Source organism: Pseudogemmobacter sp. TB195 (assembly GCF_058313095.1).
This window is the reverse complement of record NZ_JBZEGG010000052.1, coordinates 1-12,184: the sequence shown is the minus strand read 5'-3', so window position 1 is coordinate 12,184 and position 12,184 is coordinate 1. Positions and strand designations below refer to the sequence as shown.

At 58.0% G+C, this 12,184-nt stretch carries 10 protein-coding genes; 6 read left to right on the top strand and 4 right to left on the bottom strand.

Annotated elements, in window-relative coordinates:
• Positions 1–429 (bottom strand): transposase (locus AC4FS3_RS27905; RefSeq protein WP_491023242.1); only part of this gene is annotated, 429 nt, incomplete at its 3' end.
• 154 nt (positions 430–583) lie between these two features.
• Positions 584–1,516 (bottom strand): glycosyltransferase, encoded by a 933-nt coding sequence (locus tag AC4FS3_RS27900; protein ID WP_491023241.1) that lies wholly within the window; start codon positions 1,514–1,516, stop codon positions 584–586.
• Between the two features lie 212 nt (positions 1,517–1,728).
• Here AC4FS3_RS27900 and AC4FS3_RS27895 point away from each other — a divergent pair, with 212 nt between their 5' ends.
• Entirely contained in the window at positions 1,729–5,202 is a 3,474-nt protein-coding gene (locus AC4FS3_RS27895) for a M10 family metallopeptidase C-terminal domain-containing protein (protein ID WP_491023240.1), read from the top strand.
• Between the two features lie 61 nt (positions 5,203–5,263).
• On the opposite strand, the gene AC4FS3_RS27890 is transcribed toward AC4FS3_RS27895, so the two are convergent.
• Both AC4FS3_RS27890 and AC4FS3_RS27885 read right to left on the bottom strand, forming a co-directional pair.
• A complete protein-coding gene (locus tag AC4FS3_RS27890) occupies positions 5,264–5,923 on the bottom strand; it encodes an ABC transporter ATP-binding protein (RefSeq protein WP_491023239.1) in 660 nt (219 codons plus the stop codon).
• A gap of 20 nt (positions 5,924–5,943) precedes the next feature.
• The gene (locus tag AC4FS3_RS27885) at positions 5,944–7,023 is read right to left on the bottom strand and encodes a KpsE/RkpR family capsule polysaccharide export protein (protein ID WP_491023238.1); all 1,080 of its coding nucleotides are present in this window, start codon (positions 7,021–7,023) and stop codon (positions 5,944–5,946) included.
• 241 nt (positions 7,024–7,264) lie between these two features.
• Between AC4FS3_RS27885 and AC4FS3_RS27880 the strand changes: the two genes are divergently transcribed.
• The 5 genes from AC4FS3_RS27880 to AC4FS3_RS27860 all read left to right on the top strand — a co-directional run bounded on the left by AC4FS3_RS27880 (position 7,265) and on the right by AC4FS3_RS27860 (position 11,887).
• Complete coding sequence (locus AC4FS3_RS27880) at positions 7,265–8,398, top strand: ABC transporter permease (RefSeq protein WP_491023237.1); 1,134 nt, start codon at positions 7,265–7,267, stop codon at positions 8,396–8,398.
• Positions 8,399–8,677: 279 nt separating this feature from the next.
• On the top strand, positions 8,678–9,301 hold the full coding sequence (locus AC4FS3_RS27875) for a class I SAM-dependent methyltransferase (protein ID WP_491023236.1): 624 nt from the start codon (positions 8,678–8,680) through the stop codon (positions 9,299–9,301).
• Positions 9,302–9,566: 265 nt separating this feature from the next.
• Positions 9,567–10,103 carry a hypothetical protein gene (locus AC4FS3_RS27870; protein WP_491023235.1) on the top strand — a complete coding sequence of 179 codons (537 nt, stop codon included), beginning with the start codon at positions 9,567–9,569 and terminating at the stop codon, positions 10,101–10,103.
• A 22-nt stretch (positions 10,104–10,125) separates the two neighbouring features.
• Positions 10,126–11,064: an alginate O-acetyltransferase AlgX-related protein gene (locus AC4FS3_RS27865; RefSeq protein ID WP_491023234.1), complete on the top strand. Its 939-nt coding sequence runs from the start codon at positions 10,126–10,128 to the stop codon at positions 11,062–11,064.
• Between the two features lie 325 nt (positions 11,065–11,389).
• On the top strand, positions 11,390–11,887 hold the full coding sequence (locus AC4FS3_RS27860; protein WP_491023233.1) for a class I SAM-dependent methyltransferase: 498 nt from the start codon (positions 11,390–11,392) through the stop codon (positions 11,885–11,887).
• The last annotated feature ends 297 nt before the right edge of the window (positions 11,888–12,184 follow it).

Sequence of the window (12,184 nt, the reverse complement as noted above, 5' to 3'; positions counted from 1 at the left end):
CCAGCCATAATCTGGTCCTCCTGAAAACGGGATAAGCATATCCCTGTGGGTGGACCACTTCAGTGGGGGCATCCCACGCTTTCCCCGCATTGCGCCACTGTCATGCGGGATGGGAGCAAGGCCGGTCATCGCCGCGGCTTCACCGGATGTCATCCGCCCGAGTTCCGGCATTTCCGCGATCAGCATGGCCGCAGAGACGGGGCCAATTCCGGGGATGGACAGCAGAAGCCTCGCCTTCGCCGCTGACGTTTCCTCCTTCCCGATGACGCTTTTGATCCGCTGTTCAAGGTCACCGAGCTGAGCGTCCAGTATTGCCAGGAGGTTGGCATCCATACTCTTGAGATCGGCGGGGACTTGTTGTTTCCTGCGCGCCGCGAGGACGGAAATTTGTCCCCGGCGCTCAGCGACAAATGCCGGAGCCAGGATCACCAGCCATCGACAGAGGAATCAGAGGACATAACTGCCATGTCTCATCCCGCCTGATCCTGACCGTGGAGCCCTGGAAGACCCAGCCCATCCGCATAAACACCTGCAAGGTGCCAGGCATCCGAGCGCATGATCCCGAAATTATCTCAGCGGCCTTCTAAAGCCGGCCGAGCATTGCCGCCAGAGCCATCACAGCATCTCCGGACGGCGAGGAGCGGCGAATACCGAGGCGCCGAAACGCCAGCGCGCGCGCAGGACCTGATCCGGGGGCGTCCAGAAATTGGTCCAGCGTGGCGCGGGCTTCGGGCGTCAACAGAGCCTCGCGCGCCTTCAGCGCTTCGGCCTGGCCCTGCATCATCCGGCCCCATTCGCCGCTGATCAGCATCGCGAGGCGCCGTTTGCCGGCCGCCGTGCCGCGTGCTCCGCCAAGCGCATTTCCGTCATGCTGGCGGTAGATCACCACCGGCACCGGATCGAGCACCAGACCTCCGCCGCAACCTGCAATCAGCTGATAGAGCCACCAGTCATGCCAGCTGATCCCGTCTGGCCACCCTGCCTTTCGCACCAGCGTCAGCGCGGCTGCGGAAAGCATGATCGAGTGCCCGGCAAAGAGGTTTTGTGCCAGTGAAGGCGCGAAGCCGGGCTTAACGCGTCCCGATTTCGACTGGCTGAGCGTCTTAAGTTCGACATCCGCCAGCATACTTTCGCCGGCATAGAGCACAGGGGTCGCAGCCCCGATCACCCGCTCTGCCGCCGCGATCCTGCGCAGCCCACGCGCGAGCTTACCCTTCAGCCAGACATCATCCTGATCGGCCAGCGCGACGATCCCGGGAGGCAGATCAGGATGGCAAAGCGCGCTGAGAAAATTCGCAGCCGCGCCACGGCGCGGGCCATCGACCAGTGTCAAAGGATGGTGGCGCGAGAAATCCTGCAAGATCGCCCTTGTGCCATCGCCAGACCCGTCATCCGAGACGAAAAGTGACCAGGCCCTGTGGCTCTGCGCGGCGATGCTGGCCAGCTGTTCGGGCAGCCAGGCTTCGCCATTGCGGGTGGCCATCACGATAGTCACATGATCGTCTCTCTGGCGCATGCTGTCCCTGCCGGTAAAGCCGTGACCCCGCCCGCGGGCTGGGGGCATCCTTCACCTAAAGCGCCGCGCGGCGCAATCCTGACCGTAAGCCCATAGGCAGATTGCAGGTTTGGTAAAACCCTCTGCGAAAGCCGTATTCCTGCCCGATTGCGGAAAGGGGAGGTAAAGCCCGCCAGGCCATTCTGGAGCAGGGGAATAACGGGTATCAGATTATGTTTCAGGTAAATGTATTGCAGACCTTTACCGATGCTCCGGTGAATATGGTCTCTGGCATCGGTGATATGCTGCTGACGACCATCGGCGGCCGGCTTATGCTCTACACGATGACAAGGGCCGGAGGTGGCATTCTCAGCTTCGAGATCAGCTCTTCCGGGATGATACTGACCAGCCAGGGCACGCTTGCCGCGCGCGGGCTTCTCTCAGGCCCGCCGGTGCTCGATATCTATCAGATTGGCACGACGCAGCATCTGATATTTTCAGGAGTAGAAGAATCAACACTGGTCTCGTTCCGGCTGAACGCCGATGGCACCCTGCGCAGTACAACGCGCCCTGACGGGGGGCCGGCGGGTCTCATCTCTGCTCAGGCCTTGGTAAGCATTGGCACACAGACCCTGCTTTATGCTGCCACTGCCGGTAGCGGGGGCATCTCGGTCTATACTGTCGATCCTGCCAATGGTGCGATGACGCAGACAACGGCGCTGCGGCTCGAGCCGGACAGGGCCGGTATAAATCTGTCCGGCATGGCGGCATTCGCGCTAGGGGCAGTGCAGTTCATTGCGGTGACCTCGAGCACGGGCAGCCGGATCGATCTTCTGCGCCTTGGCGCTGACGGTGCGCCGGTGGTCACACATAGCATCGGCGCTGCGGATGGACTCGGCATCAACACCCCTTCGGCAATCCGCGTTTTCGAGGCACATGGTGCAACATGGCTTGCAGTCGCATCCGGCGCCAGTTCTTCAATCACAGTGTTGGCTGTGGCAGAGAATGGCACGATGAGCGTGGCCGATCACGTTATCGACACGCTGGATACCCGTTTTCAGGGGGCGACCACTCTGGAAACTGTCACCCTGAACGGTCGCAGTTTTCTGGTAACGGGCGGCGGCGATGGCGGCTTGCAGCTGTTCGAGATCCTCCCGGGCGGACGCCTGGTTTCCCTGACCACGATCGTGCAAAGCCTCGGGGGGCCACCGGATAACATCACCTCATTGCTCCTGCAGCCGGGGGGGGACGGCTTCTGGATCTATGCTGCCGGCGAGGGAACCGGCATCACGCGGATTTTTGTCACCACAGGGCCACTTGCGGCCCCGGTCACCGGAGGAGCGGGCGCCGACACCCTCTCGGGCACTGCGGGAAATGACCTTATACTCGGTGGCGGAGGGAATGATCTGCTTTACGGCGGCCCCGGCAATGACATTATAGTCGACGGCCCGGGCAGTGACCGTCTGTTCGGGGGGGCAGGCGAGGATCTCTTCGTGCTCAGTGCTGATGGTGAGGTGGATTACATCCATGACTTCCAGCCTGGTCTCGACCGCATCGACCTGACTGCCTGGAGCGGATTTCGTGACGTCTCCGGCGTGAGTTTCCGGACCATCACCACCGGTGCCATCATCACCTTTGGGACTGAGGTCTTGTATATCTACAGCGCGAATGGCCTTCCCCTGTCACAAGAGCAGGTGTGGCTGGCGATTAGGGCGGGCGGGATCTGGCACGCGGTGCCCGTGGAATATACCGGCGGTTTTGGTATCGAGGGCACGATGGGCCGCGATACCCTGAAAGGCTCGGCAGGGCCGGATACGGTCATAGGGTTGGCTGGTGACGACCTTATCTACGGTTTCGCCGGCAATGACGTGCTCTTCGGCGGGGCTGGCGATGACTGGCTGGTCGGCGGCGCCGGCGCGGACCATCTCGATGGCGGAGCGGGACGCGACCGGGTCTATTACAACGATTCCGCGACCGGGCTTCGGGTGGATCTGCAGGTGCCTTCGACCAGTACCGGCATCGCAGCCGGCGACAGCTTTGTCTCGATCGAGGACCTCTACGGCTCGAATTTCGCCGATTCACTCATGGGAGACGCCATCGGCAATGTGATCTGGGGCGATGCCGGCGCGGATGTGATCTACGGTCGTGGCGGCAATGATACGCTTTATGGCGGCGCAGGTGACGACTGGCTGGTCGGCGGCGCCGGCGCGGACCATCTCGATGGCGGAGCGGGACGCGACCGGGTCTATTACAACGATTCCGCGACCGGGCTTCGGGTGGATCTGCAGGTTCCTTCGACCAGTACCGGCATCGCAGCCGGCGACAGCTTTGTCTCGATCGAGGACCTCTACGGCTCGAATTTCGCGGATTCACTCATGGGAGACGCCATCGGCAATGTGATCTGGGGCGATGCCGGCGCGGATGTGATCTACGGTCGTGGCGGCAATGATACGCTTTATGGCGGCGCAGGTGACGACTGGCTGGTCGGCGGCGCCGGCGCGGACCATCTCGATGGCGGAGCGGGACGCGACCGGGTCTATTACAACGATTCCGCGACCGGCCTTCGGGTGGATCTGCAGGTGCCTTCGACCAATAGCGGCATCGCAGCCGGCGACAGCTTTGTCTCGATCGAGGACCTCTACGGCTCGAATTTCGCGGATTCACTTATGGGAGACGCCATCGGCAATGTGATCTGGGGCGATGCCGGAGCGGATGTAATCTACGGTCGTGGCGGCAATGATACGCTTTATGGCGGCGCAGGTGACGACTGGCTGGTCGGCGGCGCCGGCGCGGACCATCTCGATGGCGGAGCGGGACGCGACCGGGTCTATTACAACGATTCCGCGACCGGCCTTCGGGTGGATCTGCAGGTTCCTTCGACCAGTACCGGCATCGCAGCCGGCGACAGCTTTGTTTCGATCGAGGACCTCTACGGCTCGAATTTCGCGGATTCACTCATGGGAGACGCCATCGGCAATGTGATCTGGGGCGATGCCGGCGCGGATGTGATCTACGGTCGTGGCGGCAATGATACGCTTTATGGCGGCGCAGGTGACGACTGGCTGGTCGGCGGCGCCGGCGCGGACCATCTCGATGGCGGAGCGGGACGCGACCGGGTCTATTACAACGACTCCGCGACCGGCCTTCGGGTGGATCTGCAGGTTCCTTCGACCAGTACCGGCATCGCAGCCGGCGACAGCTTTGTCTCGATCGAGGACCTCTACGGCTCGAATTTCGCGGATTCACTTATGGGAGACGCCATCGGCAATGTGATCTGGGGCGATGCCGGAGCGGATGTAATCTACGGTCGGGGTGGCAATGACACTCTGTTCGGCGGGATGGGAAATGACACGCTGGTCGGAGGGCCGGGGATGGATTTTCTATATGGCGGGAACGGACAGGATGTCTTCGTGTTTGACACCGCACCTGGCCCTGATAACGCTGATATGATTGTCGATTTCCAAACCGGAGCAGATAGGATCTGGCTTGCCGTATCGGTCTTTGACGCGCTTTCAACCGGGACCGCTCCGGATCTGGCCTTTGCCCAGAGCAGCCAGGCCACCACCGCGGCGCATCGCATCCTTTACGATCAGGCCAGCGGCAGGATCCTTTATGATGCCGATGGCAGTGGTCCCGGCGCGGCCATTCTTGTCGCCACCTTGTTGCCAGGCACCTCACTGACGGCTGCAGACTTTCTGATCCTTTAGTTCAGGTGCTGCCTCAGAGATCACGAGGAAGGCGCATTTTACAAAGGCGAGGGTCCCGGCCTCAGAGGCTGCTCATGATCTTCTCATGATATCGGATGCCCTCTTCGACATCGTCGAAATATTCGATCCGCCCGTTGTCCAATACGGCCACGGCTTTGCACAGCTCGCGGATCACACCCATCGAGTGGTTCACCACAATCGCACCGGATTCCTCCATCCGGGCGCGAAACACCTCGCTCGACTTTTTGCGAAACGCGGCATCGCCGACGGCCGTCACCTCATCGACCAGATAGGTGTCAAAACGAATGCCCATTGAGACGCCGAAAGCCAGCCGTGACCGCATGCCCGAAGAATAGGTGCGGAAGGGCAGGTCGAAATGGCTGTCCAACTCGGCAAATTCACGGGCAAAGGCGGCAAGGTCATCACTGTCGACTCCGTAAACCCGCGCAACATAGCGGCAGTTCTGCGCACCGGTCAGATCGGGGTGAAAGCTGCCGGAAAAGCCAACCGGCCAGGACACGCTGCCGGTAACATAGATGCGCCCGGAAGTGGGGTCCTGGGTGCCCGCAATCATCTTCAGAAGCGTCGATTTTCCGGCCCCATTCCGGCCCAGCAGTCCGATCGAGGTCAGCGACGGAAAGGTCATCGTCGCATTGCTGATCACCGTCTTGCTGACGCCCGCAATCCGATAGGTCTTGGTCAGGTTCTGAAGGCGGATCATAATCCGGACACCGTTCCGGCCTAGCGGCGGTCGCGCATGGAGTAAAACAGCAGCGAAGCGATCATCCAAAGGAGCAAAAGCCCTCCGCCGGCGACGCCAAGCACGACCGGCCTGTTGGGATCGCGCGAACTTTCGGCCAAAGTCGGCATGATATGAGCTGCAAGAAAGCGACTCTGGCGCTGTGCCTCGGCCAGAGCGACCTCATAGGCGGCGCGCGCCGAGTGATAACTGGCCTCGGCAAATTCCTGATCTACCCGAAGCCGTTCGTAATCGGCGAAAATATCGGCCATGACAGTGCCGCTGCCCTGGCTGGTGCCAATGCCCAGCTTGGCGCGCTCAAGGCGGATCTGTTCTTCTGTCACCTGTATCCGGCGCTGCAGGGGGGCAACACGAGGATCTGTGGCATGGGTGGTCTCTTTTAACAGATCGAGTTCGATCCGCGTCTGGGCTGCGCTTTGTTCCAGCGAGCTCACGAGCGTCATCTGCGCGGCGGCATCGGCCGCTGGATCAACCATCTGGTATTCGTTGCGGAAAGCCGTCATTGCCTGTCGCGCGGTGATAAGGTTTTCACGCCATTTCTGCAATTCACCCTCGGTAAAACGGACGGCATCCGTCAGGGCGGCCTCGTTCAGCCGGTTGATCATTTCGGTCGATTTATCGAAGATCCGCTGCGTGATGGCCTGGGCATCCTCGGGAGTAAATGCGCGCACCCTGACTTCGATCAGCTTCGAGGTGTTGTCATAGTTCACCTTGACCATGTCGCCCCAGTAATCGACCAGATCTTCGATCGTCGAGTCGTCGCCAATAGAGAAGTAGAAGTCCCCCTCCGCCTTGTTCCAGATCGCGCGCAAATCAAGATCCGCGTCTATCTCGCTCACGAGGCTCTGGCTGTAGATATAGCGGTAGATGATGTCGGTATCGGGTGAGGCTGAACCCGTAAAACTTGAGAGGCCGCTCATCAGTGAAATAGCGGACTCCATATTTTCACGCTGCACCGAGAAACCCAGTGTCGAAGCGTATTGGTCCTGGGCGCGAAAGACCATGTACCAGCAGCACAGCAGAAAAGGCAGCACAACCACCGCCAGGAAAGAGCCAATCATCGCAACATGACGCTTGCGCAGCCGGCTTGACGAGGCAGGGGCCCAGGAGGGTCTGGGTGGTTCTGGCCGCTTCCCGGGCGGCAAGACGATCGCGGGCGCGGACCCGGCAGCGCTGACAGCCAGCGATACCAGCCGCACCGGCGGGGCAGGGTGATGAGACGTTGAAACGGAGTGAGCCTTCGGAGAAGGCGCACTTGTCAGGACCGGTGCGGCCTTGGGCTTTTGCGGTTCCTGCGGGTCATTGGTTGGCGAAGAAAATGAGCTCAAGGCGGATATCTGCACTGTCCCTTCTTGGTCTGAGATTACTACACCTTTCCGAAGTCCCGAACCAGAACTTTGCACAGACCAGGCGGATCGCAACATTGCCCGTGTCGCCGAAGTACTTCTGGCGGGCGCGAAGGCGGTTTTTCGCGTTGGGCAGATGCCACGACCTTGCCGCTCGTTACAGGCGACGCGTATAATCAGTTCCAGCGCGCCCTGTCACGCAGGGGACGGACAGCAGAGAAGAGACAGTTTGATGGTCAACCTTCCAGGAAATACTGCGCGTCGCTCAGCTGGTAATCTGCCTGCTGCGCGCCCGGTTCTCCGACCGCTTCGCCGTTTTTTCGCTAAATTCTTTAATCTGCGCTGCATTGTTGCGCTGATGTTGCGCGAGATGGCGACCACCTATGGCCGTTCTCCGGGTGGGTATTTCTGGGTTCTGGCCGAACCCATCGCCGGCATTGCCATTCTGACTTTCGCCTTTTCGCTGATGTTCCCAACACCGCCGATGGGACGATCATTCGAGCTGTTCTACGCCACCGGCATGCTGCCCTTTCTGATGTTCACCACGATTTGCAACCGGATCGGCGGTGCTGTCACGTATTCGCGACCCCTGCTGCTTTACCCGGCCGTCACCTTCATGGATGCAATCATCGCGCGGTTTCTGGTAAATCTTCTGACCGAGATACTGGTTTTTGTGATCATCATAACGGCGATCCTGAAGATCTACGACACCCGGGCGGTCCTGGACCTGATGCCGATCCTGAAAAGCCTCGCACTGGCGGCGGTCTTCGCGTTCAGCCTTGGCACCCTGAACGCCTATCTGTTCCTGCGCTTCAATGTCTGGCACGTTTTCTGGTCAGTGATCTCGCGCCCGCTCTTTCTGATCTCGGGCGTGATGTTTACCTACGAGCATCTTCCGCCTGCAGTTCAGGGCACTTTGTGGTATAATCCGCTGATCCATGTTGTGGGGTTCATGCGGGCCGGGTTCTATCCGTCCTATGATGTCAGCTATGCCTCGGGTCTTTATGTGATCGGCGTGTCCATGGCGCTGCTGGCCGCCGGTTTGTGGCTGTTGCGCTGGCAGATAAAATGGCTGCTGCACGAAACCTGAACGCGACCTGCTGCAGGACAAGGTACGCCCCTGCGGTCTGGGCAGAGTGTCGCGTTCTGGCTGACGCAGCCGGCCACGGCACCTCGGCGGAGATACGCCTGGAGGGGGAAGCCTCGCCATTTCCGTCTGGCCGCCGGACTTGCAGAGCAGGACGCGATATGTTGTGACCATGAGAAACTGTTCTCTCACGCAGGGCTGCGATGGAGATCCAGAACTGTCTTGCCCGAACGCCCGCTTTGGCCCTACGTTTACTCAGATATAGAAGGAATGAGGCCAGTTATGGATCCAGAAATCGTCAAGGTCACGATCTCGCCGTGGAAAGAAAGCGCCTATTTCGAGCAGGCAGAGAAGCTGATGGGCGTATTCTGGGCCGAAAACAGCCCGTTTTACAACGCCTTCACCCAGCTTGACCTTTCGACGGTTCTTGAACTCGCCTGTGGCAAAGGGCGGCACTCCGAAAGGGTTGCACCTGCGTCAGGGATCCTGACACTTGTCGACGTCTTTCCCGAGCATCTTATCGACTGTATCGGCCGTCTCAAGGCGCATAACAATGTCGCCTATGTGGTGTGCAACGGCTATGACTTCTCTGCCGTGGCAACGGCGTCGCAGTCGTCGGTATTCTGCTATGACGCGATGGTGCATTTCGCTCCCGAGATTGTCGAATCCTACCTGAAAGAAATCGCGCGCGTGCTGCGTCCGGGTGGCAAAGCCCTGATCCATCATTCGAATTACGATGGCCCGCAGGCGGTACATTACGGGATGAACCCGCATGCCCGCAACCGAATGAGTCTCGCACTGTTCCGCGAATATGCCGAAGCCGCAGGGTTGAAGGTGGAATCGTCAGTCGCTTTGGGTTGGGGTGGTGTCGAGAACCTCGACGGGATGACCGTCCTGGTGAAGTGAGGATTACTGTTCTGTGCAAGGAATCGGCGTCGGAGCGACTAGCGTGAGCCAATTAGTCTGCGCGTTGCGTAGCGGCTCGGCTTGGGTCAGGTATCCGTAGGCGGAGTAGTTCAACTGGCCTGGAAACGGCTAGTGTAGCAGATCTCTCCAGCGTTCTGCAGCATTTTGCGATCTGAAAAGGTGTACGGAGTAGTAGATGATAGTAAGCCCAACTTTCATATGGCTTCATGTCCCGAAATGTGGGGGGTCCTCTGTTGAGCGTAGCATGGGTGAGAAATACGGCAATGATCCGGATTATCAGTTCGATAAAGTGGCGCCGAATGAGCCAGTTATTTGGCATCAGAACATCTCTGACCGAATGAAAATCCAGCCGGATTTTTCGGTAGGAGACCGGGATATCGTCGCCTGTATACGCCGCCTGCCTGCTTGGTTGCTGAGCCGGGTACATTTTGAGGTGGCGCGTAATGGCCACGACAAGGCGCCGGATCGCAAGGACTTTGTAAAAGGGAGGTTTTTTGAGGCTGGTGGGGCACTCCGGTCTGCCGACCAGGTCGTTAAATATTACGCTGATTCAAATGTTTCCCATTGGGTTCGCCTCGAAAATCTGGACGATGATTTTAAATCTGCGACCGGGGTTGATCTGCCAAAGATTCCCAAAATCAACGCAACGCAGATCGACTACGCAAAGAACTTGAAATTCTGGTTCACTCTGGATGAGATTTCCGAAATGTATCAGAGTAACCCGGTCTGGGCTGCGATTGAGCGCAGGATTTATGGAAATACTGTGGAAGATACTTACTGATTCCAGGTTTGATGGGGGAAACATGCGCGTGAATGAGGGCAGCGATGTAGTTCACGAGGGGACTGATGGCTGGCTCTTTCTGGTAGGAGGAACCAACCACCCGCTGTCCTATTTCGGCACAGAGGAAAACGAGTTCACGGATTCGGTTCGGGATGCTTGGGTGACCTTGCTTAAGTGCCGTAACGAGCGATGTGCAGAGTTAGGGGCGCGATATATACATCTTCTAGCCCCGGAGAAATTGAGCGTCTATCCGGAATTTGCAAGGCTGAATCTCCGGACGGATCTCAGGCCGGGCGCTCGCCTTCGCACGATCAGCGCAATTTCGCCCTTTTTCCTCGATCCGACTGCCTTTTTTGAGCTGGTAAAAGAAAAGACTAAGGCGCAGTTGTACTGGAAAACGGACACGCACTGGACTTATCAGGGCGCTTATGCGGCAAGCCAAATACTGATGTCCCGACTGAATTTACGCTCCGATCCTGAACTGATATCGCGCCCATTTTCTGAGGGTATGGTCTCTTTCGATCTGGGATCAAAGATGGCGCCCCCTGTCAGTGAACGGGCCAGGTTTTACAGGCCGGTTAAAAATTCTGTGCGTATCTATGCGAATGAGCTGGTTCGATATCAGGAAAAAAATGCCGATCTAATCAATATTGAACTCCACGTAGGTAAGAGCGTTATCTATCGGAATGACGTTAATCCAGTTAATGATAAGGCCGTGGTCATTTTCGGAGACAGCTTCTCGGAATACCGGCCCAGCCTACTTACTGGAATACTCGCGGAGAGCTTCCGGGAGGCGCATTTTCTCTGGACGGCGAACGTGGACTTTGATTACATCGCCCAGGTGAAGCCTGATTATGTCATATCCGAAAGCGCTGAACGCTTTATGTCCAGGGTGCCAACGGATGATGTCAACTTCGATTCGTTCGTTGCGGCTCGGCTTGCACGTCTTGATGTCTCATGATCGTCATTTCGGGAAATCGCATATGTCTGGCGATAGCTTAAAGAAGTTCGCAGTTTCAGGGTAAGCTGAGCATGTTTAAGAATGGATCTGATTTGTGAGCGTCCAAGAGTCACACACCATTATCGATGGTTTTTGCCCGATTTGCCAGAAAGATGTTACTTTCACGGCCCAAACGAGCTGGCTTCGGGATTGGCTCAATTGCCCGGGATGCGGGTCTGTTCCAAGGGACAGGGCACTCGCGCTCGTCCTGAATGAGGTTTGTCCTGACTGGACCCATAAACGCATTCACGAGTCGTCGCCGGAGCCGCGTGGAATATCGCTTCGAATGAGCAGGGATGTAGCCGATTATACTGCGACGCAATTTTATCCTGATATACCTCTCGGAGAAAATTCACGCGGCTTTCGGAATGAGAACCTCGAATGTCTCACCTTTCCAGATAATTCTTTTGATATATTCGTCAGCCTCGACGTGATGGAACATGTCAACTATCCGGAACGTGTTTTCTCCGAGGCGCGTCGCACACTGGTACCGGGTGGTATTTGCATCTTTACAACGCCAACATACAAGCAACGAACTCAGACAGAGCGCCGGGCCATGTATTGTGAAGATGGCAGTGTGAATTTTATGGGATTTGATCCTGAGTATCATGGAAATCCGGTGTCTGATAAAGGCGCCCTGGTAACCTTTCACTATGGGTATGATCTTCCGGATCTTATTGGGGATTGGTCTGGAATGGATACGCGGGTCTGTCGATTCTACGATCGACGTCACGGCATACTTGGGGAGTTTACCGAGGTCTATCTTTGTGTGAACAGAAAGTGACATGATTTTTCAGGAATCGGCGGTGTTGCACCAAGTCATGTGGCGAATGTCAGAGCCATAGTCTGATGCAGGCGGCGTCGGTGAACCCTGGCAGGCCGCTGAAAAACTCCGGCCTCGACACCCTTTGTGGAGCATGTTTCATCCCCACCACGGCATGGACGGAGGTGGAGATGCGCGGATCGGATAAGGTGACTGGCTCGCTGTTCAGCTGTCAGCGTATCCTTGGGATGCCCCCACTGAAGTGGTCCACCCACAGGGATATGCTTATCCCGTTTTCAGGAGGACCAGATTATGGCT